This is a genomic window from Acinetobacter sp. YH12096, from assembly GCF_013419215.1.
GTDB lineage: Bacteria > Pseudomonadota > Gammaproteobacteria > Pseudomonadales > Moraxellaceae > Acinetobacter > Acinetobacter amyesii.
Map to the genome: position 1 here is coordinate 162,701 of NZ_VPAM01000004.1, position 22,351 is coordinate 185,051.

Annotated in this window: 24 protein-coding genes and 1 pseudogene; 7 read left to right on the forward strand and 18 right to left on the reverse strand. The window is 40.6% G+C overall.

Annotation, left to right across the window (positions count from 1 at the left end; translation table 11 throughout):
• The first annotated feature begins 353 nt into the window (after positions 1-353).
• The gene (locus tag FTU36_RS02955) at positions 354-1,406 is read left to right on the forward strand and encodes a Rieske 2Fe-2S domain-containing protein (RefSeq protein WP_180116775.1); all 1,053 of its coding nucleotides are present in this window, start codon (positions 354-356) and stop codon (positions 1,404-1,406) included.
• 355 nt (positions 1,407-1,761) lie between these two features.
• On the opposite strand, the gene FTU36_RS02960 is transcribed toward FTU36_RS02955, so the two are convergent.
• Positions 1,762-3,294, reverse strand: a complete 1,533-nt coding sequence (locus tag FTU36_RS02960) for an aspartate aminotransferase family protein (protein WP_180116776.1) — start codon at positions 3,292-3,294, stop codon at positions 1,762-1,764.
• Between the two features lie 2 nt (positions 3,295-3,296).
• On the reverse strand, positions 3,297-4,670 hold the full coding sequence (locus FTU36_RS02965) for a diaminobutyrate--2-oxoglutarate transaminase (RefSeq protein WP_168379196.1): 1,374 nt from the start codon (positions 4,668-4,670) through the stop codon (positions 3,297-3,299).
• Between the two features lie 484 nt (positions 4,671-5,154).
• On the opposite strand from FTU36_RS02965, the gene FTU36_RS02970 reads away from it, so the two are divergent.
• The 6 genes and pseudogenes from FTU36_RS02970 to arsH all read left to right on the forward strand — a co-directional run bounded on the left by FTU36_RS02970 (position 5,155) and on the right by arsH (position 10,898).
• Positions 5,155-5,856, forward strand: coding sequence for an SIMPL domain-containing protein (locus FTU36_RS02970; protein WP_180040632.1), 702 nt, complete (start codon positions 5,155-5,157; stop codon positions 5,854-5,856).
• Positions 5,857-6,043: 187 nt separating this feature from the next.
• On the forward strand, positions 6,044-8,239 hold the full coding sequence (locus FTU36_RS02975) for a TonB-dependent siderophore receptor (RefSeq protein ID WP_180116777.1): 2,196 nt from the start codon (positions 6,044-6,046) through the stop codon (positions 8,237-8,239).
• A gap of 113 nt (positions 8,240-8,352) precedes the next feature.
• The gene (locus FTU36_RS02980; RefSeq protein WP_180109214.1) at positions 8,353-8,682 is read left to right on the forward strand and encodes a metalloregulator ArsR/SmtB family transcription factor; all 330 of its coding nucleotides are present in this window, start codon (positions 8,353-8,355) and stop codon (positions 8,680-8,682) included.
• Positions 8,679-9,152 carry an arsenate reductase ArsC gene (locus FTU36_RS02985; protein WP_180007690.1) on the forward strand — a complete coding sequence of 158 codons (474 nt, stop codon included), beginning with the start codon at positions 8,679-8,681 and terminating at the stop codon, positions 9,150-9,152. The genes FTU36_RS02980 and FTU36_RS02985 overlap by 4 nt, the downstream gene beginning before the upstream one ends.
• The gene (arsB, locus tag FTU36_RS02990) at positions 9,152-10,192 is read left to right on the forward strand and encodes an ACR3 family arsenite efflux transporter (RefSeq protein ID WP_180116778.1); all 1,041 of its coding nucleotides are present in this window, start codon (positions 9,152-9,154) and stop codon (positions 10,190-10,192) included. Before FTU36_RS02985 ends, arsB begins: the two co-directional genes overlap by 1 nt.
• Before the next feature lies 1 nt (position 10,193).
• Positions 10,194-10,898: pseudogene (arsH, locus tag FTU36_RS02995) on the forward strand (arsenical resistance protein ArsH).
• A 57-nt stretch (positions 10,899-10,955) separates the two neighbouring features.
• Here arsH and FTU36_RS03000 read toward each other — a convergent pair.
• The 16 genes from FTU36_RS03000 to proB form a co-directional block, all read right to left on the reverse strand.
• On the reverse strand, positions 10,956-11,396 hold the full coding sequence (locus FTU36_RS03000) for a GNAT family N-acetyltransferase (protein WP_180116779.1): 441 nt from the start codon (positions 11,394-11,396) through the stop codon (positions 10,956-10,958).
• Positions 11,397-11,958: 562 nt separating this feature from the next.
• Positions 11,959-12,279, reverse strand: a complete 321-nt coding sequence (locus FTU36_RS03005; RefSeq protein WP_180026318.1) for a terminase small subunit — start codon at positions 12,277-12,279, stop codon at positions 11,959-11,961.
• A gap of 82 nt (positions 12,280-12,361) precedes the next feature.
• Positions 12,362-12,676, reverse strand: coding sequence for an HNH endonuclease (locus FTU36_RS16875; protein WP_180116780.1), 315 nt, complete (start codon positions 12,674-12,676; stop codon positions 12,362-12,364).
• 55 nt (positions 12,677-12,731) lie between these two features.
• Entirely contained in the window at positions 12,732-13,085 is a 354-nt protein-coding gene (locus FTU36_RS03015; RefSeq protein ID WP_180116781.1) for a hypothetical protein, read from the reverse strand.
• Positions 13,082-13,795 (reverse strand): HK97 family phage prohead protease, encoded by a 714-nt coding sequence (locus FTU36_RS03020; protein ID WP_180116782.1) that lies wholly within the window; start codon positions 13,793-13,795, stop codon positions 13,082-13,084. Before FTU36_RS03020 ends, FTU36_RS03015 begins: the two co-directional genes overlap by 4 nt.
• 4 nt (positions 13,796-13,799) lie before the next feature.
• Positions 13,800-14,762: a hypothetical protein gene (locus tag FTU36_RS03025; RefSeq protein WP_180116783.1), complete on the reverse strand. Its 963-nt coding sequence runs from the start codon at positions 14,760-14,762 to the stop codon at positions 13,800-13,802.
• Between the two features lie 65 nt (positions 14,763-14,827).
• Positions 14,828-15,190: a hypothetical protein gene (locus tag FTU36_RS03030; protein ID WP_005221566.1), complete on the reverse strand. Its 363-nt coding sequence runs from the start codon at positions 15,188-15,190 to the stop codon at positions 14,828-14,830.
• Between the two features lie 252 nt (positions 15,191-15,442).
• A complete protein-coding gene (locus FTU36_RS03035) occupies positions 15,443-17,593 on the reverse strand; it encodes a DUF3987 domain-containing protein (protein WP_180116784.1) in 2,151 nt (716 codons plus the stop codon).
• Positions 17,590-17,988: a hypothetical protein gene (locus tag FTU36_RS03040; RefSeq protein WP_180116785.1), complete on the reverse strand. Its 399-nt coding sequence runs from the start codon at positions 17,986-17,988 to the stop codon at positions 17,590-17,592. The genes FTU36_RS03035 and FTU36_RS03040 overlap by 4 nt, the downstream gene beginning before the upstream one ends.
• Positions 17,981-18,298, reverse strand: a complete 318-nt coding sequence (locus FTU36_RS03045) for a hypothetical protein (protein ID WP_151833923.1) — start codon at positions 18,296-18,298, stop codon at positions 17,981-17,983. Before FTU36_RS03045 ends, FTU36_RS03040 begins: the two co-directional genes overlap by 8 nt.
• A 111-nt stretch (positions 18,299-18,409) precedes the next feature.
• A complete protein-coding gene (locus FTU36_RS03050; protein WP_180116786.1) occupies positions 18,410-18,664 on the reverse strand; it encodes a hypothetical protein in 255 nt (84 codons plus the stop codon).
• Entirely contained in the window at positions 18,661-18,879 is a 219-nt protein-coding gene (locus tag FTU36_RS03055; RefSeq protein ID WP_180116787.1) for a helix-turn-helix domain-containing protein, read from the reverse strand. The genes FTU36_RS03050 and FTU36_RS03055 overlap by 4 nt, the downstream gene beginning before the upstream one ends.
• The gene (locus FTU36_RS03060; protein WP_100328749.1) at positions 18,876-19,151 is read right to left on the reverse strand and encodes an AlpA family transcriptional regulator; all 276 of its coding nucleotides are present in this window, start codon (positions 19,149-19,151) and stop codon (positions 18,876-18,878) included. Before FTU36_RS03060 ends, FTU36_RS03055 begins: the two co-directional genes overlap by 4 nt.
• 96 nt (positions 19,152-19,247) lie before the next feature.
• The gene (locus tag FTU36_RS03065; RefSeq protein WP_180116788.1) at positions 19,248-19,883 is read right to left on the reverse strand and encodes a hypothetical protein; all 636 of its coding nucleotides are present in this window, start codon (positions 19,881-19,883) and stop codon (positions 19,248-19,250) included.
• On the reverse strand, positions 19,883-21,004 hold the full coding sequence (locus FTU36_RS03070) for a site-specific integrase (protein WP_180026329.1): 1,122 nt from the start codon (positions 21,002-21,004) through the stop codon (positions 19,883-19,885). The genes FTU36_RS03065 and FTU36_RS03070 overlap by 1 nt, the downstream gene beginning before the upstream one ends.
• Before the next feature lie 191 nt (positions 21,005-21,195).
• The gene (proB, locus tag FTU36_RS03075; protein ID WP_180040485.1) at positions 21,196-22,329 is read right to left on the reverse strand and encodes a glutamate 5-kinase; all 1,134 of its coding nucleotides are present in this window, start codon (positions 22,327-22,329) and stop codon (positions 21,196-21,198) included.
• Positions 22,330-22,351: the final 22 nt, after the last annotated feature.

Sequence of the window (22,351 nt, forward strand, 5' to 3'; positions counted from 1 at the left end):
TTGTACTTTTTCGATATCTGCATTTTGATTTTAGAGTATGACAGTTAGGTTACATCTTTATGACGCTTTTATGATAATTGATGATCGCTCATTGATTTAAATATAATTCTTTATTTTTCAATACGTAATGAAATTTATCAAAGTATTGGTCTTATTTATTTCTACTTTGATATTCGTAAGAATTCATGTCACTGTCATATTTTGTCTTATTTTCTTTTTTCAAATTCTCCTCTTTTTCTGAATGATGCACATTTGCATGTTCGATTTTTTATTCCATGTTATTCCAATAATTGAAATTTCATTACATTTTTAGTTCGCTCAATATGCAACTTTACATAAAAACAGAGCCTAAAATGACCAGTAAAGCCATTGCGACATTTAATCCAGACTTGCCTGTGCATATGACTTTTGAAAAACATGACTGGCACTTACTTGCAGAATATTGGTATCCCATTGCACTCGCTCGAGACATTACAGAACAACCTTATGGCACCATGCTTTTAGATATGCCGCTCGTCATCTATAAAATGGGAGAAGAACTGATTGTCGCTAAAGATGCCTGCCCACACCGCGGCGTACCCCTAAGTTTAGGTAAAAATGATGGTCTAGGCGTTGTCTGCCGCTATCATGGTTTACGCTTTGGTGAACATGGTCATTGCAATCGCATCCCTGCACATCCTGAGCACAAAATTTCACCTCGTTTCAACTTGCGTACTTATGCTGCTGTTGAGCGTTATGGACTGATATGGTGCTCACTTACTGCCGCTAAAGATACTGCACCGAATATCCCTGCAATGCCATATTGGGATGAAGCCGAGTTTCAGCAATTGGTGTGCCCAACGGTCGATTTTCAATGTTTTGCAGGCCGGCAGCTTGAAGGCTTTATTGATGTTGCGCATTTTGCATGGGTACATCCCGATACCTTTGGTGACCCTGAAAATGTAGAAGTACCTGACTATAAAACATTTGAGACTGAAACAGGGTTTAATGCGGATTATTGGAGCAGTGTTGGGCGCTACCCGATTGGTTTAGAACAACGTGGACAAGATGGCTTTCAATGGCTGCGGCATTTTGAAATTCATCTGCCTTTTACTGCAACACTCACCATACATTTTCCAAACGACAGCAAGCAAGTGATTATGAATGTGGCTTCACCGATGACTGCCCGCTCCACCCGTCTATTTGCTCCCATTTGCCGTAATTATGACAAGGACTTACCTGTCGAAGATGCTTACGACTTTAACCTGAAAATATTTGAGGAAGACCGATTAGTCTCTGAATCACAAAAGCCTGAATATTTGCCTTTGGATTTAAGCATCGAAGCGCATTTCCCGGCGGACCGCAGTTCCAGCATGTACCGCAAATTATTGCGTAAAAAAGGTTTTAGTCCATTATTTGCGGCATAACATCAATATCGTATTGCATTCACCTCACCCTAACCCTCTCCTACAAGGAGAGGGAAACTCCTTTACAAGTCTTATATTGGTTATAAATATTGTGGTATCTCATTCATCAAATGATAAACATCAATGAATATCGCGACTGGCGACAGGGATGTCACTATAAGGTAATGGTCACATGGATGTACCTTTTACATGAGAAGGATTTTAGATACTTTGATCCCTCAAAGTAACAATCTGCCTACGCAGTAAACTATCATCTTTCAATGAAAAATTGTGGCCATGTAATAAATTAAGCGCCTTTTCATTTAAAAAAAAGGAGCTCAAATGAGCTCCTTCTTCTACACCTACAAAATGATGATTAGTCAATTGCAGGAGTATATGTACCTTCAGCGATTGGGCCTTTGATACGATCCGCTTCCGCTAGCACAAGAGCAAGCAAATTCTTCACGTTGTCTAAAGTCGCTACTGGGCTTAAAGTCGTCATTTTCAATGATTGAACTTGACCTACTTTAGTTACACCAATATTCGCTTCACCACGAGCAAACAATTCGTCTGCAACGTTTTGGTTCAATGTATCTAACAATTCAGCTGGGTAACCTGCTGGTACTACACGGAACAATACCGATGCAAATTGAGGATCAACCAGCATTTCTAGACCGTCAGTGGCAGTAATATAGTCTGCAACATCACGTGTTAGACCTACACCATGATCAATCATCGAACCGTAAAGCTCTTCACCTAACGCTTCAACCGTCATCCACAATTTCAACGCGTCAAAACGGCGAGTTGTTTGTAGTGACTTAGATACTAAGTTAGGAACGCCATGCTCTTCATCATAAGCAGAGTTTAAATACTCAGCTTCATAATGCATGAAACGATAGTTCGATTCATCTTTAAGCAAAAATGCGCCACATGAAATCGTTTGGAAGTAATGCTTATGGAAATCAAGCGTTACCGAGTCAGACAGTTCAATACCATCTAACATTGAACGATAGTCATTTGAAAGAATCAGTGCACCGCCCCATGCTGCGTCGATATGCATCCACGCGTCATATTTATTGGTGATTGCACGCACTTCTTTCAATGGGTCAATCGCGCCCGCATCAGTTGTACCCGCAGTTGCAACTACACATGCCACGATTTTGCCTTCAGCTTGAAGGTGCGCCATGGTTTTCTCAAGTGCATCCATGTCCATGCGTGCATTTGCATCTACAGGAACAGTGACAACAGATTGGAAACCCATACCCATCATGGCCATGTTCTTTTGCACAGAGAAGTGTGCATTTTCAGAACAGATCACTTTGACGTTACGCATTGCTTCTGCAGGTACGCCATCACGCTGAACAGACCACGGATTGCCGTTTTCGTCTTTCCAGTTTTTAGCAATACATGCATCACGAGCAAGTAAAACGCCCATCAAGTTTGACTGTGTACCGCCAGAGGTGAATACACCTGCTTGACCTGCACCATAGCCAACTTTTTGGCGAAGCCAGTCAATTAACTGAACTTCCATCAATGAACCTGCAGGGCTTTGATCCCATGAGTCCATAGATTGGTTTGTCGCGTTAATGAGCACTTCAGCGATTTGGCTTGTTACCATTGTTGGGCAATGCAAATGCGCTAAAGAATGTGGGTGATGTACTTTTAAGCTTTTGTTTAAGAACAGCTCAACCATACGGTCTAGTGATTTTTGTACACCCATACCTTCTTTAGAAGGATTGAATGCAATTGCACTACGAAGCTCTTTAATACTACCGCCGGTGTACATTTTGTCATTTTGCAACCATGCAGAAACGGCTTTTACCGCTTCGCCCATTGCTGACTGGTAGTCAGCAATGGATTGTGCATCATTGCAGAATAACGCTTTACGATGTTCTGCAAAATCAACCATTATTACGCGCCTCGAGTTGCAACAAGTGCTTCAGCAAGTGCTTTCTTGAAGCGAACGATCACCTCAATACATTCAGCTTGATTGATGATCAGTGGACAAAGTAGACGAATCACCGTACCGTTACGACCACCTTTTTCTAACAACAATTTATTGTTGAAACATGCTGCTTGAATTGCTGCTGCCAATTGAGAATCACCCGGTAAAGAACCCATGTGATCTGCTTTTTGACGTTCATCAACAATTTCAACACCAATCATCAAACCACGGCCACGTACGTTACCGATACATGGGAATTCTACCGCTAATTTTTTAATTTCAGCTTGTAAGAAGTCACCACGCTCTTGTGCATTTTGCGCAAGATTTTGCTCTTTAATGGTTTTGATTGTTGCAAGACCCGTACCCATCGCCAATTGGTTACCACGGAATGTACCCGTGTGACCCGCTGGTTGCCATGCGTCAAACTTACGTTTAATGCCCAATACTGCAAGTGGTAAGCTACCACCTACCGCTTTAGACATTACAATGACGTCTGGCTCAATACCTGCATGTTCAAAGGCAAACATTTTACCTGAACGTGCAAAGCCCGCTTGTACTTCATCAAGAATCAACACGATGTTGTGCTTTTCAGTCACTTCGCGGATTTTCTTTAACCATTTTACAGGTGCAGTCACTACACCGCCTTCGCCTTGGATTGCTTCCAAGATTACAGCTGCAGGTTTTGTTACACCGCTTTCTACGTCTTCAATGAAGTTTTCGAAATAATACGTTAATGCGTCTACACCCGCTTCACCACCTATGCCTAATGGGCAACGGTATTCATGCGGATACGGCATAAATTGAACACCCGGCATTAAGCCGTTCACAGCATTTTTAGCAGACAAGTTACCTGTCATTGCTAAAGAACCGTGAGTCATACCATGGTAGCCACCTGAGAAGCTGATTACTGAACTACGACCAGTGTAAGTTTTTGCTAATTTAATTGCTGCTTCTGTACCATCTGCACCAGACGGGCCACAGAACTGTAGACAATACTCTTCTTTACCACCAGGTAATTGCTCAAGTAGTGCTTCAGTAAAAGCATCTTTTAAAGGCGTTGTTAAATCCAAAGTATGCAATGGGAGGCCACTTGCAAGTGTGTCTTGGATACTTTGAATTACCGCAGGATGATTATGGCCTAATGCCAATGTTCCTGCCCCAGCTAAACAATCGAGGTACTCTGTACCTTCAACATCAGTAACCCAACAACCTAAAGCTTTTGCTATCGCAAGTGGAAGTTTACGCGGATAGCTACGAACATTGGATTCCATCTGGCTTTGGCGAGTCAAATAGTATTCGTTAGTAGAATTAGTGGCAGGGTTTACAGAAGAAACGCTCATATCGAATTACCATCTCTGATATGGGTTGAAAGAAATAAGTCGGGTGACTTGCGGTCCTTTGACTCGGTGCTTTATGAGTTTCTAGTTAGCTTTAAAAGCTCTTTGAGTATGGGCTAACTAGGAGGCGGATGATACAGACTTTTTCAAGAAAATAAATCACTTTTATGATCAAATAAAAAGATAATTTAGAGAAAAAACAGATCTATTCCATGGATATCTTGAATTATCATCTTACAGTGTGACAAAACAAAGAAAACCTTTTTATTTTATGCTTTTTTACAACTTATGAATGATTATTGTAATCATCAATTATTTAAACAACTAAGTACTGATTATTTAAATAAATATTCATCAAGCACTACATTTATTTTTCTTGAAAGATTTACAATCCCACCACAGATTTTCCTTTAATCCATCACAATCCCCTTTTAAGATAACAGCATAAGCTAAATTAGTCATTCTGAAAGAAGAATAGGTCATAACAATGCGTAAAATTATCTTATCTACTGTTTTATTAGCATCAGGTTTAGGTTTGGCAGCAGCAACTCAAGCAGCTGACCCACTCAATTACAACATCGTGAACATTCAAGCGGATGCTACTCGCCAAGTGTCGAACGACCAAATGTATGCCGTTTTATATATTGAAAAATCAAATAAACAGCCGGCTGAACTTGCTACCCAAATCAACCAATTAATGACCCAAGCGGTGAACACAGCCCGTAAATACCCTGCGGTAAAAATCGAAACGGGATCTCAAAGCACCTACCCGATTTATGACAATGACAGTCGTAAATTGAAAGAATGGCGTGGTCGTGCTGAAGTTCGTTTAGAAAGTACTGACTTTAAAACTGCTAGCCAATTGGTGAGCGAGTTACAACAAAATTTCCAAACTCAATCCATCAGCTTTAGTGTGTCAGATGCACAGCGTAAAAAAGTTGAAAATGAACTGATGGTTGAAGTATCCAAAAACTTTCAACAACGTGCCCAAGCGCTCGCTCAGGCATGGAATAAATCAGGCTACAACTTGGTTAATATTAATTTAAATACCAGCAATTATGGTGGTCAGCCAGTTCCGCGTATGGCGATGATGAAAGCTGCAAGTGCCGATGCTATTCCTGAACAAGAAATGGCAGGTGGTGAATCTAAAATCACGGTCAGTGCAAATGGCTCTATCCAGTTTAAATAATTAAATTCATTTTAAGAAACCGTGCTTTAGCGCGGTTTTTTTGACTATAAATTCCATCTATTCTTTATTTAAATTAAAAAGTCTATTAGCTTAATCAAATTCATAGTTTCAAATGATAATCATCCTTATTTAAATTTATCGCACTCAAGATTATGATACGCGCTCTCTCTCCATTGCTCACACTTTTATGTATAGTTCAAGCAAAAAATCTCTAAAGCTTCAAAACTTCCCGTTATTACCGCTAAGTATTGCCGTAGGTATAAGCATGGTTGCCACTATGGCTTCTGCTGCTGAAAATACAGATACCGCGCAAGCTGATGTTTTACCGACCATCACCATTGAAACTCAAGGGAACTGGCTGGAAAACGCCAATGAAAAAAAGGTGCAAAAGCATGCCGGTGCGCGGACCATTATTGACCGTAAACGCTTAAACGAAAGCGCAGCAACATCTCTAAAAAATGCGTTACGCCAAGTTTCTGGTGTTCAGGTTCAAGAAAATAATGGTACTGGCGGTAGCGATGTTTCATTAAATATTGGCGTTCGTGGATTAACTTCTCGCCTCTCTCCACGTTCAACTGTGTTGATCGATGGCATACCAATGTCATTTGCACCGTATGGCCAACCACAGCTTTCGATGGCGCCTGTCTCTTTAGGAAATATAGAATCTGTTGATGTAGTCCGTGGTGCAGGTTCTGTCCGTTTTGGGCCACAAAATGTCGGCGGTATTATCAACTTTGCCACACGTAGCATTCCTGAAGACTTTAAAGGTACCGTGGCATTAAACTCTGAATATGCAACAGGTACAGATCAGGTAAAATTAGGTCCTAGTCTGTTTGTTGGTGGAACATTAGATAATGGTTTAGGTCTTGCCTTGCTTTATTCAGGTACTAAAGGCAACGGTTATCGTGAAGCGAACAATAAAAATGACATTGATGATGTCATGTTAAAAACCGCTTATGACATCACTGATCAGGATAAAATCGCATTAAATTTCCATCATTACGATGGTACAGGTGAAATGCCTGAAGGTTTAAGCGCTGCTGAATTCGAAGTAAATCCATATCAAACGTCGCATTATCGTGACTTTTTCACTGGCCGTCGTTCAGATGTATCCCTACGTTATACACATAAAGACGACACGAACAACTTTGAACTTTTAAGTTATTACATCGATTCATTCCGTACCAGCAACCTTGAATCTACTTTAGCCAATGGCAATCATCGCTTAGATACCTCACCACGTGATTATAAAGTCTTTGCCATTGAGCCACGTTATTCACGTAGCTATAGCTTAGGAAGTACGCTGAATGAAGTGACTGTCGGTTACCGTTATATGGACGAAGAGAGCACCGAGTTCGCAGGCCGTACTGAATACGCAGCAGATGCAGAACCTGGTCAGTTTATAGCACGTACCCGTAGTGCGGGTGGCACCAAAGCACACGCTGCTTATATCGATAACCGTATAGAACTGGGTAAATGGAATATTACACCCGGCGTTCGTTTTGAATCGATTGATACGCAAAACAGTTTTAGTGCCTATAAAAATGGCGTATTACAAAATACTGTTCATCCATCGATCCAATCTGAGGAATTTTTGCCAAGTTTAGCTATCCTGTATAAAGCAACAGACCATTGGAATTTCTTTGCCAATGCCGGTGTCTCTTTTGGTCCACAGCAATATAACCAGTTAGCAACAACGCAAGGTACTACAGCGGTCACCACCTTAGATGGCTTACATCCTGAAAAGTCTAATAACTATGAAATTGGTACCAAATATTTAGGCAATGGTTTGAGTGCTGAATTGACTGCGTTTTATCTAGATTTTGACAAAGAACTGATTTTAGAACGTGATGCTGCAAACAATGGCATTTGGACTGACCTCGGTGCTACAAGTCATAAAGGGATCGAAACCGGTTTTAGCTATGACTTTGGACATTTAGCTGACAATCTCGAAGGCTTAAAAGCCTATGGTAATTACACCTATACCAAAGCGGTTGCTGAAGCAGGTAACTTTAAAGGTAAAGATTTGCCCTTCTATTCACAAAATGTCGCAAACTTTGGCTTAGGTTATAAATATGATGCTTGGTCCATCAATGCCGACATGTATGCACAATCTAAACAACGTGCCCCAGGCAACCAAGATTCTAACATCTACCAAACTGAAGAAACAGCAAATGGTAAACTAGGCGATATTCCAGGCTATTCAACTTTTGCTGTGCGTACAGGCTATGACTTTGGCGGTTCGCTACAAGGGGTTAGAGTTGCTGCTGGTATTAAGAATGTCTTTGATAAACAGTATTTCACCCGTTCATCAGATGCAACAGGTGGTAAATATATTGGTCAGCCACGTACTTTCTTCTTACAAACTTCATTCGACTTTTAAACTGATCTAAATATAAAAATCCCACCAAGTGTGGGATTTTTATTGAAGAAAACATATGGACATCCATATATTCATATGTAAATATATATGCAAATCCATATATACAGATAAACATGGAACAGACTGAATTTTTCAAATTACTTGCAGATGAGACTCGTCTGAACATCATCATGCTGTTGGCATGTAAAGGTGAACTCTGCGTCTGCGAACTCACCGAGTCCCTTGAATTAAGCCAACCCAAAATTTCGCGCCATCTAGCGCTACTACGGTCATCTAGTGTTTTGAGTGATCAACGCAAAGGTCAATGGGTCTATTACTCCATTCACCCTGCACTGCCTACTTGGTGTACACAAATACTTGATGTCATGCGTCACCAAGAACGATTTAAAAATCTCGATTTAAACTCTCCGAAAGGCACTACAACATTGTGTGAAACGCTATGAATTTTTTATTTCTATGTACTGGCAATAGCTGCCGCAGCATTTTATCCGAAGTACTTTTTAACCATCGTGCCCCTGAAGGTTTCCATGCCTATAGCGCAGGTAGTAAACCTTCAGGACAAGTCCACCCGTTTACCTTGAAAACCCTACAAAACCTCAATCTACCGACTGAGGGTTTGTCGAGTAAAACCATCGCAGCATGTGAACAATATCAACCCGATGTGGTAATTACCGTCTGTGGTTCTGCCGCTCAAGAAGCTTGCCCAATTTACTTAGGCTCTGCCATCAAAGCCCACTGGGGCTTAGAAGATCCTTCCCATTTAGAGCTTGTAGATGAAATAAAACTTGCAGCATTTCTTGATACCGTGGCGCATATTAACCGCCGTTTAGATGCTTTATTTGCACTCGATTTTACGCAATTAAGTCGTGAAGAACTCAACCTAGAAATCCAAAAAATTTCAGAGATCCAATAATGGCTGCTGCAAAACTGTCATTTCTAGACCGCAATCTAACGCTATGGATTTTTATCGCAATGGGGCTAGGCATTGCGATTGGCGTCTATATTCCAAGTGCTTCAAGAGCTTTAAATCAACTCAATATCGGTGATGTCAATATTGCGATTGCCATTGGTTTAATCCTGATGATGTATCCGCCTTTGGCCAAAGTGGATTACAAAGCGCTGCCTGAAGTGTTTAAAGATAAACGTACCTTATACCTATCACTGGTTCAAAATTGGTTAATCGCACCTTGCCTGATGTTTATTTTGGCGATCGTGTTTTTACAACACTACCCTGAATACATGACCGGTTTGATTCTGATTGGTTTAGCACGTTGCATTGCAATGGTTCTGGTTTGGAATGATCTCGCTTGTGGGGATAACCAATACGTAGCGGCTTTAGTGGCCTTTAACAGTATTTTCCAAATTGCATTTTTTAGTACCTACGCATGGTTCTTTTTGAGTTTTTTACCGCCTTATTTTGGTATAGAAGCACAAGTGATCCAAGTCAGCTTTTGGACCATCACACATGCAGTATTGGTGTATCTAGGTATTCCCTTCCTGCTCGGTTTCCTGACGCGTGCCATATTGGTAAAACAAAAAGGTCTGGCTTGGTATAAAAATCAATTTATACCCAAAATCAGCCCGATCAGTTTAATCGCATTACTCTTTACCATTGCGGTGATGTTTAGCCTCAAAGGTGCAGATGTCGTGAGCCTTCCAATGGATGTACTGCGTATTGCCATTCCCCTCACGATCTACTTTGTGGTGATGTTTTTCATTAGCTTTTTGATGAGCAAATGGATGGGCAATAACTACGCCAAAACCACTGCCATATCCTTTACAGCAGCGGGTAATAATTTTGAACTTGCCCTCGCTGTTGCCATCGCCACCTTTGGTATCGCATCTCCGATTGCATTTACCACGATTATTGGCCCATTGGTTGAAGTCCCTGTGCTTATTGCATTAGTGAGTGTATCGCTATGGTTAAAACGCAAATGGTATAAAGAGAACTAAAATGAAGCTCCCCAATATTCAACTAGATTTACTTGAGACACCGCGTTTTGAGCAAGTTCAAGCTAAAGCACTTGAACATCCGCCACGCATCCTGCTGCTATATGGCTCCAACCGTGAACGCTCATTTAGCCGTTTAACGGTATTGGAGGCGGGTCAAATCCTTGAACATTTTGGTGCAGAAGTCAAAATCTTTCATCCTAAAGGTCTTCCTCTGCCTGAAGATGCTGAAACATCACATCCCAAAGTTCAGGAATTACATGAATTACTTGCATGGTCAGAAGGCATGGTTTGGTGTTCGCCAGAACGACATGGTGCGATGAGTTCTATCTTGAAAGCACAAATTGATTGGATTCCTTTAGCCGCAGGTGCCATTCGTGCTACTCAAGGTAAAACGCTGGCGTTAATGCAAGTCAGTGGCGGTTCGCAATCCTTCAATGCTGTTAACCAAATGCGAATCCTTGGGCGTTGGATGCGGATGATCACGATTCCAAATTAATCTTCCGTTGCGAAAGCATTTTTAGAGTTTGATGAAAATGATCGCATGAAACCTTCCTCCTATTACACTCGGATTGTCGATGTGATGGAGGAATTATATAAATTTACCCTACTCACACGTGGTCAATCTGCCTACCTCACAGATCGATATTCTGAACGAGTTGAAAGTGCGGAAGAACTCTCTAAACGAGTTAATCAAAAGAACCTTTAATGAAAAACTCCTGCATCTGTGCAGGAGTTTTGGTCTAAAATATCCATCCGTTTCAACTTAAACTAATAATTTATAAAATAATGTCGTTGAATCTATTGTACCTGTATGGCTCAATGCAAATTGCGGAATGATCCCAGCTTTTATAAAGTTAAATTTTTCATATAGCTTTTCAGAGACATCGCCTGTACGCGTATCAAGTACAAGTAATTTCAAGTTCAAGTGTTTTGCTTTATCTTCTGCAAGTGTTAATAGTTGGTGAGCAATGCCTTGCTGACGTACCTTTGGATGCACCATAAGTTTTTCAATCTCAGTACGACGCAGCGCATTGGCTTTGGTGGCACGAACCAATTGTACTGTGCCCACAACTTCACCGCTTTGCAGCGCCACCCACAAAAAGGTTTTATGCTTTTGAATATCCTTTGCCACAGCAGACCAATATTCATCATAGTGCGACTTAGATTCTTCTGCTAAAAAATCCAGTGATGCACCATCTTGCACACATTGGGCCAATAATTCACACAGTTGAGCCTGCTCATCTTTTAGATCTTGAAGGTTTAAATATTAAATTTCGCTCATATTATTTTCCTCTTATTACTATTTTTATCGTTATATTCAAATGACATGCCATAAAAAATCCCGCTCGGAAGCAGGATTTTGAACTTTCAATTTAGTAAATCGACATATGATTGCGATTTATTATATATTTAACCTAATGTTTTTATTATATTTTATTTTACAATTTGAATTTTAACCTCCAGCCTAACCTCCCACACTCTAAAAAATCACGAAATACTTTCGATTGCAGATACGTGCATCCAGTCGCGTGTGCATTGCCGAAGTTGAGGGTTTCAGGTTTTTAAATAAGCTGCTCCTCTTATTAGTGGCTCAGGTATGGTTATCTTGACCACTGGGGGGATTATTGTTCTTCAGCACATCAAAGATAAGGAACCGCCCTGGTAAACTCATCTTAATTCTATTGGGATTTTAAGCCCTAGAACCACAAATTAGCAGTGTTGTGCGCGCGCGTGCGCGAATACATCAAGTTCAATAAATAGTCAATTCAGGCGTGTTTTGAGTGGAAATAAGGTAGTAAAAATATAGCTACCTCCAGTCTGGTGTGCATATCCACCAGCTCATCATTCATAAATTGACTGAGCAACTCAAGCGGATCGGTTGAATTGTTAATAATCTCTGGAATGTTAATATTTTTAGGTTGTATATCTCTCTCCAGATAAAACCTCACCTGTTTATCTTGCATCAACCTATAGCCTTGCTGCTTTGCTGATTTTTCAGGGCATCCAGCATAAATAGCAGCCTCCTTTCGATTCATGCCTTGCCTGATACCCTCAATAAATTTCTGTTTTTTCTTGGTTAGCTCCATCGGTAAACATTCCTAAAAAGGCAATTTTTTTTGCGAATGTGGAGGTGGGCGATTAACGACAAATACTTCTCTTTTTTATCAATCAAGGCCCCACACCTCTCAAGGTCGCCTCTTCTGCTGTCTTTAACTCATGACAAGGTGATTTGCATAATAGCTGTAAGTTATTCAGGTTATTCGATCCACCCATCCATAACGGTTTTATGTGGTCTACTTCCATCTCAAACATGCTGACCCTGCCACACTTAGCACAAGTGTATTCACCTTTAAGTAATACCTGCTGTCTGATCCGCTGCCAAGTGTTGCCATATAATCGAGCTGTCCCTCTCTGCACCTGGTCGATCCGTGGCTTGGTCTTTGCTACCTGAAGCCGTGGTTTTAATGTTGGTAATCTTGCCATTACTCCACCCTAAATAAAAAAGTGATGGGACCAGCCCACCACCTGTATTGAATAACTATGCTTTAAATGATCGGGTCTGATTGCTCTTAATACTTCCCCATATCTCAAAAGCTCTTTTAACTTTCGGATTGCTTCTATTGTTCTTCAGATAAGCATCAAAGTCATTTCGATAAATATGAAACAACATAGCAATCTTAACCAATTCCAGCTTATTCTCCTGGCTCTCCCATAAGCACAGCACCTCTGCAATTCCTTCAGGTGGAAGCCTTTGCACACTGGATATAAAGTCCGTTTCTTGAGGCTTCATTTGTCGGCCATTATGCTGAAGCACCTCTACAGAATACTCGAGGAACTTATAATCATTCTTCGGTAGCATTGCCATCATTCTAGTTTTAAATGTTGGTTTCATAAGTCACCCCTTAAACTATCTGCCATCAATCGAACCTTATTGGCTTTATCTTCACCAAACTCATTAATGAATGGCTCCAGCAAGCTCTTGCGCTTCACTGGATCGGCATAGGCCAGTTGAGCAGCTAAGAGTTTCTCCTGGTGGCTTAATCCATCAGCTACAATATCCGCACTGATTGGTGATAACTTCACACCGCCTGTATTTAATTTAACAGTCCTATGTCCTGATCCCGATAACCGCACCCCTGCATTAGATGCTCGCTTAATCTCGGTAATTGTGGCCTGAGCATTACATGGGATTGTTACGGCTGATACTTCAAAAATCTCGGTAGCCGTGTAGTGAATGCCACCACCTGAACGAACATCATAATCCAAAGGTCTAAAGCCAATACTTAAACCACGAACTAAACCTTCCTTGATTGCATTCCAGGCATGGTCTACCTGATCCTTTAAACTTCCAGCCTCTTTGATTTTTGCAATCTGCACCTCGATTTCTAAACCTTTACTGGAACGCTTTGCAGCAACTACATTGCCAATAGGCTTCGAGTGGTCATGTTGCCAAAGAAAAGGAAAAGGTAGGTCAAATACCATGCCGTTGGGTTCAACAATATCATTTGCCCTATCTGGTGAAATGGTGGAGGCCATCCCCTTAATGATTCGCTTTTCGTTATCTACTGACTTTATTGTCAATGTTGAATAGGCTTTTTCCATATCATCAACCTCCTACCACTTCAGCATCTTCAATCACTGTTGCTTTATATCCATCTAGGAACTTGTAGCCATTAATACCCATTACTTTAATCGCCACCTTATTTTCCTGGAATAAATAAACTGGCTCATTTGTCATCGTGGTAACTGTGGCTTCATTAGTAAGTTTTATTTCTACAGTTGGATCGGTGGCAAAAATGAGCTTGGTTAGATCAAGTACAATCTTCTGATTTTCATTTACTGATTTATTTGTGATAACTGGAATACCTCGGATTGATCCACCATTTACACCCAGGCTATCTAGCTCTAATTCATTCGCAATATTTAAAGCAGTGAACGGATTAAGCAGTAGGATTGCGTCCTGTGGGTCATCAATCGAAGCTAAGGCGTTGGTAATGTCTGCCAGTAGTGTCGGCATTGTGGAGCCTGTTGCTGTGACTGTGGTCGCGTCTGTTGTAACGGATTCGATAAAGTCTGCATTCTCGCCAGCAACATAGCTATTAATTAAAGCTGTGTTAATCAATGGCTCTACCAGGCTGTAAGTGTCGCTTTCAAAATAACGCTCTGGAAAGATTGCATAGCCACCAATTTTTTTGAAATCTAAAGTAATTCCAATTTTAGATTTTTCAGTCAAAATTTTAGTAGGTTCTTTTTGCGGAACAACTTCACAAGGTGCCAAGTCGAAGGCACTAAGAGGTTTATTTAATGGCATGTATAGGTTTTTGCCTAGTGCTTCAATCTGACCAATCAAACTTTTTTCTTTCACTAAATTAATAAACTGCTGACTGGCTGCAATGGCTGCATAATCCGCCTGTGTTGGGTCTGTGAATCCTTTTGATGCCATCATCTGAGCAACGGCTGAAGATGCGCCAAAGTGTTTGACCGCTACTTCTTGTGGGGAAATATGCCCTTTTTCTGCCTGACGTTGAGCAAATATGCTTTTAACTAAGGTGGTGACATTGGTTTTCATAAAAAAATACTCATATAAAAGATATGAGTAAATATAGAGATTAATTATTATTCTATGTTTTGGCTTTATAACGCCTTATAACTATCGCGTTTAGCTAGGTATTCAGCAATGTTGTATATCGTGTATCTGTATTCTTTGCCTATCAAAATGCAATTTGGAGTAAGTCTGTTTTGCAGTCTGGCCACCCTAAAAAATGCTTTTGATTTACCCAGCAACTTAACTGCCTGCTGCTCTGAAATCGTACCGTTTTGGCTTGGCTTAATATTCATCTCAATAGCTTTCACATATAGATTATTTATATAAGGCTGAATATCTCCCGACCTCTCTGACATGACCTTTTTTAATTGCTCTACAATCATTTTTGCATCTGGTCTATTAATGCCATTTTCCTGTAAAACTGTTTCTATAATTTCGGGTTGAATCATCATAATTAATCAATCCTGTATCATTTGTATTTTTCCTAAATCCAGCACAACTCTATAAATTTTGCGATTTTGCGATTTTTCCTTGTAAGCCTTGCCCTGTCTATCTTTCCGCTTCGCATTGCTCTTGCGATTCGTATGCGACATATGCGGAGTATATCGGATCATTTCGCATACTCCGCATTGGAATCGCACACCCTTTGCGACATGGATAACCTTATGCCATAAGGGTTTCAGCCATAAATCGCAAAATCGCAACTATTTCAGCAATGCCGGATTTAATTCAATGTAAGTGGAGCGGTTAATTGTCACCAGTCGCACATAATTAAACTCGATCAGCTCATTCAAACAAGGATCAAATTCCTTCGCTTTTCTTATTTGAAGTGGTGCGCCTTTCATTGCTACCGTTCTTTGCAATCGGTTGGTTTTATCCTTTTTGCATTTGGTTAAAAGGTACTTAATCAGCTTCTCAGAATCACTTTCATCGGCTACTTCAATATCTGAATATCTGAACCACTCAGACAAAGAATGTCTAATAACGGCACAAGCTGCCTGCATGATTTCAGAATCAATTTCAGACTTGTTTTCAAAGTAAGCTAGGACAGCGCCTAAACGTCTGGCAAGCTCATTTGCACGACTGGCAAAAGGCTGCATAAATTCAAACTGTTTTCCGCTACCCTGCAAAATCTCGCATTCATTGTAAAACTCAAGCTCCAGCAACTCGGCTTCACTGGATAGCTGGATAACTGGAAAGTATGGAACCTCTCCCGATTCATTTAAAAGGACTGGTAACTCATCTTTTAAAATATCTCTACAGCGATTCCAAAATTTAGTTAATCGAGGGTCATTGTGTGAATTTTTTAGCTTTTGTCTAAATTCAACTGTATGCGTCCGCTGCCCAGCAATACTCTCAGGAGCGGTTAAAATGAATCGAGGTAAAAAGCCCTGTCCTCTTAATGTCGGGTCGTTTAAAGCTCCAGCCAGTACAGCACGTTGCCCAAGTAGGTTGAAGGTTAGGCGAACATCATAGGCCATTCCGTTGTCATCAGATGAAGCACGGTTTCTCTGGCAATAGCCATCATCAAACAGCTTAGTGAATGCACCTAACGCACTTTTAGCCGTGTCGCCCTTCATTGTATGACCATCAAAGAACTGTCCAGCCTCATCACTACTCAATGAAGCATTTTTCACAATTCCTTTAATATAAAACTTGGTCAAGGTTTCAATAGTAATGTCTGAAAAAATACTGGTCGGATCGGTTGGTCTGGGATTATCTAAAGCCCACTGCGCGAACTCTTTGGATTCAATTGTTTTCGACCGTGCATTCCAATTTTCCAGTGATTTTTTATACTCATCATACTGCTGGCGCTCATGCTCTCGAATGGGTAATTCAACCAGCTTTTGACAAGATGACTTGCGCCCACCGCTACCACCTTCCGTTAAAAAGAATAAGGAGGCTGGCATCCCCTCCCTGTTGGTTTCTTTGGGTGCATTTACCTTACCTTGTGCTAAAAAAGAAATACTGGCTAAAACACATTGAGCAGCCATTGCAATCGGAGCTTGTACATATTCAGCGGTGGCAAGAATTGCATTTCTCACAACTTCCGGTAGCTCATCAATAGGATAAGGTTTTGATTGAATCAGGGTGTCATTTCTCAGGCTTATTGGAGCTTGCCAGTTATCCAGCTTTTCAGCTTTCCGATCCGCTGGCATATCCTCAACTTGAGGCTGTGCGATTAGGCCAGATTCGATTGATTTTATGATCTGCTGTTTTTTATCAAAGAAAAACTTTTTAATCAGATTGGGACTTAAATTTTTTAAATCTTCATCTGCCTGGATAAATAAATCAGCATTATTGACTGGTGGTTTTTCACTAACTAACATTCTAAATATTGTTTCAGGCATACCATTGTTTATAATCTGATACGCTGCATCAATATCTTTATGAAGCACAACGGCCTCCCCAGCCTTAGCAAGTTTCACAAATAAATCCATATTGTCTGTACCTAGAACATACGGCATATATTTATTATTTGTGTTGCTTGCGAATATTCCAGCTTTACCAATAGAGAATGATATTTTTTTAGAATCAATCTCTTTGCATGGTGTCTGACTAATATCGTACTTTTTAGCTATGCCTCTGATTCCATACCCTATGACTTCAGTCAATTCATTAGGATTAACCAGGGGGAGTGCTTCACATTCTTCGCAGTTATAATCCGGCAATTTAGAGTAAATATAACTCTCAGGCTTAACTTTAAAACGCTGCTCATCAATACAGCCTTTAACAAAATCTTCAATAGAATGATATTCGGTTGTATTGCCTGTCACTGGATCGGTGCTAACTGCTAAGGGAGCAGCACCGCCAAACATATCTATAGTTTTATCACAAGGGATTTTTGCATTCATACTGCACCCCCTGCATTCATAATCGCATCAACTGCCGTTTCTAATGATTGATTTAAAGTCCCTGCCACTGTGAATAGGCCGTGAATAACTGCCTCTGTATAACCTTTCGCCAGATGAAAGCCTTTAATTTCTTCAAGCATAATTACAATGCCGTACGCTTGAGTGATATAAGCCTGAATATCTACTTTAGTTTTTGCGCTGGCACTCTCAATATCTTCTAAAGCACCATTCGCCAGCATTTCGCAAACGCTTATCATGGCTTTTGCTTTATCCTCAGAAAGGTCGCATTGACCATAACTGACAAATAAGCGAAGTAATGAGCCTTCTAATGATTCAAGGTTGACTTGAGCATCTTCTAAATGGTCTTGGGCTGTCTTATTAATTTGATTAGGCATGAGAATGCGCTCCTGAATTTTTCAACGGAGCTTTGCCAATTACGACCAAGTAATTATGGTGGCAAAGCTGAAAGGGGTTGGTCGACCAGTAATTCAGGTAACTGGCACACTCGAAAGTGTCCCCCTCCAGCTCCGCCATAACATGCGAACGCATAGAGAAAATACACATACAAAAAAAGCCCACTAAGCGGACTGTATGCGCTGAATATTCGTAGCCGACCAAAGCTAACTTTGAGATTTTGCTCAAAGCAAGAGAACTATAACCAATATGATCCAGTCTTTGCAATGTGAATTTTTCAAATAGTTTCATTTTTTCCCACCTTTAATACCCTGGTGCTGCTGGGATAATTTGAAGTTTTTAAAATAGTAGCTTTCTGCTGCCAATGGCTTCATGTATTCAACAAGTGATTTCAGATAGTGCTTATGATTGGTTTTCATGGCCGACCTCACTTAAAAAAGCATCAATGAGCTGCTTCAGACTTTCACCATGTAATGCCACAACGCCAGTGGCTTGAGGGTTTTGCATGAGCTGCTCGATACCGTCATCAATGGCCTGAACTCCACCGCCTACGGTGATTAAGTCGATAAAACTGCAAGCCTCATCATTTACGATTAAATCCGCTTCAATGTCCGCTTCGGTATTGGTGCGATATGAAGCCAGTACAATATCTTTCATGCTGCCACCTCTTTAATAAACTCATACCGTGCATGTCTACCAATGCCTGATTTATTGCGCTCGTTATGGGTCACAATGTCATAACCTGCACACCGTAAACGCTGAATAATTGCGCTCAGTCGGTAGCAGTTAAAAAGGTCGATAGCTTCAGCCTGGGAAATAGTTTTGCCTTGCTTGAGGTGTGCCAGGACTTGCTTTAATTGGGTGTTATTCATGCTGACTGTTCCTCAATCCACTTCTGAACGTCCGAAGCTCTCCAGACAGTGACATTGCCACCCATGCGGATCGGCTGCGGAAATTTACCTTCACGCGTCCAAGTCCATAGAGTTTTTTCTGAGATTGGCAAAATACCTTGTCGTGCTGGCTTGGCATTTAGTTTTCGGGTTTTTCCGGCATTTTCGCCAGTCTTGTAAACGTGGATTTTTTCGGGAGTGGCTGGAGCTGAAGCGATTTGTTTAGCTCGATAGAATTGTTCGCGCGTTTGCATACTGCACCTTTCTATTACGTTATGCGTTATTGCATAGGTGCAGTGTCGTTTTTTCTTATTTTCTAAAATATTCCCAAAGCTGCTTTTGGTAATAATTTATTTTTTACCCTTATGTTTAAAGTGGTTTTTATAATCTGGGATACCTTTCACAGCCTTTATAAAATCCGAACGAATAGAGTTAATTCCCCTTGAGATATTTTGACTGATAGCCTCTTTTTCGACCACAAAATAAAATTCCTCCCTTGTTTTCCATGGGCGCGTAGGTAATAAGCTCTTGATAATCTCCTGCACTTTTAGGCTGTCACTTTGTCCTTTTTTCCTTCCGTTATCTGACATTTGCAATCTTTGAATTTTTTTCTCATTCTTTGATTCATTCACACCACAATTAAAATAATAATTATTAAGATGTCTAATTACTGCACTTAAATTATTTCTTTCCAGATAGAATTCACAAAAAGCTATACTTATCATCATTTTTAAGTAAAAAAACTCTGTTGATTCATCTTGCTTGTTGCCAAAATTTCTAATTAAATATTTAATTCCTATACTTGTGGTTTCCACTTCATCTTTTACACCATCCTCAATAATATTATTTTTTATCTCGTTTATTATTTCATATGGGTAGGTAAAGTTATCTACCCCCTTATCATAATAAAAATTCTCTAATATCATATTTATATTAAATTTCAAGACAGAAATCTTATCTATCAAATAATCCTTAATATCATCCATCACCCCACCCCATTAATTTTATTCGCCAGCTCTGTAGCAGTTGGGTTGTAATACTTCATCAGCGTTTTTAAATCTTTATGTCCTGTGACTTTTGCCAAGTCTTGAACTGGTAGCTTTTGGGATAGCCTTGTGGTGGCCTCATGCCTGGTGTCATGGAAATTTAAATCTTCAATTTTTAGTTTTTCAGTAACGACCTGCCAAAAGTAGCTCGATAAAGTATTTGCACTTGTGAGAGTACAAACTGTTTCTTCATGGATTCCCTTCATCAACTCCAGCAATTCTTTTGCTTTCATGGAGAGCGGAACCTTCCGCGAACTACCGTTTTTTGTATCAGGCAAAAGCACATAATCATCAGTGATATTCATCCATTTCATACCAACGATTTCGCTGGCTCTCATTGCCGTTTCGATAGCAAATAAAAATGCCCAGGCGGTCTGTTGTTTTTTATTCACTGGTTGGAATGTTGGGTGATAACTGAATGCTTTTAGAATCTGATCTATTTCATTCTGAGAGATGCGCCTGTCCCTATGATCTGATTCGCTTGGCTTTGAAATATCGGTCAATGGTGAACCTGTGATGATACGAAGCTCCTGTCGTGCATATTTGAACACACCACCTAGCAAGCCTAAATCTCTCTTAACTGTTGCAGCCTTGACCATCTTCAGGCGTTCATTTCTAAACTCAATCATATCGAGCTGATCCACTTGGCTAACTGGCTTCTGCATAAGTTTAGGGAACAACCTGATAAATAAGTTGAGAGAAGCAACTTCCTGTATATATCCTTTATGAGTGGGAGCTACAACATCCCTATAAGATTCAATCAACTCTCTAAAGCTCATGCCTTCAAGCTGCTTTTGCTTTTCTTCTTTCTTTTTCTGACCTGGACTTATACCACTGGCCAGCATGATTTTTATTTCATCACGTTTCAATCGTGCTTCTTTAATAGAGATAAGCGGATACTCGCCTATTGTGATAGTCCCTTTTTTCCCATCAAGCGTATAAAGCACCTTCCAGACTTTCTTTCCAGTTGGAAAGGTAAATATATAAAGCAAGTCACCATCACTGACCTTGAGCAGCTTTTCTTTTGGCTTTATAGCTTCAATCTGTTGTTTAGTAAGCATTGCACACCTATGGAGGTTAGAACCACATAAAAAAAGAGGTTAGACTGATTTAACCTCCAGTTTAACCTCCATGTGTACGGTGTTTCAATGAAATTACTTGTTATTGCTTAACAGTACAAAATGATATAAAAATATTGATTTTCAATCACTTTCATAGTGTTTTATACACTGCAAGTAAGTGCATGTTTTTGCTAGTAAATAGCCATATGATTGCGATGGATCATTTCAAGTGATCGGGCTTCCCCTAAAACTTGATGAACTTTATCTGAGGCTAAACCTTTAACGATTTCTGCCGAACGTGAACTGAAGTTTACACGACCGACGGCAACACGATGACCTTGTGTATCGACACATTCCACCACATCACCACGTTCGAAATGCCCTTCAACCGCTTTCACACCGACAGGTAATAAACTGCGGTGATTATCACGAATGGCTTTGACTGCGCCATCATCAATTACTAAACGACCCGCTGTTTGTAAATGTGCAGCTAACCATTGTTGATGGGCTGTCACACGATCATTGTCCGTAATGAATAAGGTACCGAGTAATTCACCTGCCATCACACGTGAAAGCACATTGTCGCTATCACCGCTCGCAATGACTGTTGGACAACCGGACTTGGCTGCCAAACGTGCCGCACGAACTTTGGTCAACATACCACCACGACCGAATTTACCGCCGCCGCCAGCCATATCGAATAATGATTCATCCATTGCACGTACTGTATGGAACAGTTTTGCATCTGGATTGGAACGAGGGTCTGAGTCAAACATGCCTTCTTGGTCAGTTAGAATCACCAAAAGGTCTGCATGAACCTGTCCAGCCACCATCGCAGCCAAAGTATCGTTATCGCCAAAGCGGATTTCGTCAGTCGACACTGTGTCATTTTCATTGATCACAGGAATCACACGCCAATCAATCAAATGCTGCAAGGCATCACAAGAGTTTAAATAACGACGACGGTCAGCCAAATCATCATGGGTTAATAAAACTTGAGCTGTACGAATAGAACATTGTTCTAAAACGCTTGACCAAGTATGTATTAAACCCATTTGTCCAATGGCTGCGCAAGCCTGAAGACTGGGTAGATCTGTGGGTCGGCTGTCCAGATTCATTCGAACCATCCCTTCAGCCACAGCACCGGAAGACACAAGAATGATCTCGTGTCCTGCATTATGTAGTTCTGCAATTTGTCCCGCCCAATGCGAGATTGCATCCAGATCTAACCCTTTTCCGTTTGCTGTGAGTAGTGATGATCCGATTTTAACAACGATACGTTTACAACCCTTGAGCTGACGTTGCCCATCTACCACTTCTATCATCTTGTCCTCAGACTTGTTTGCT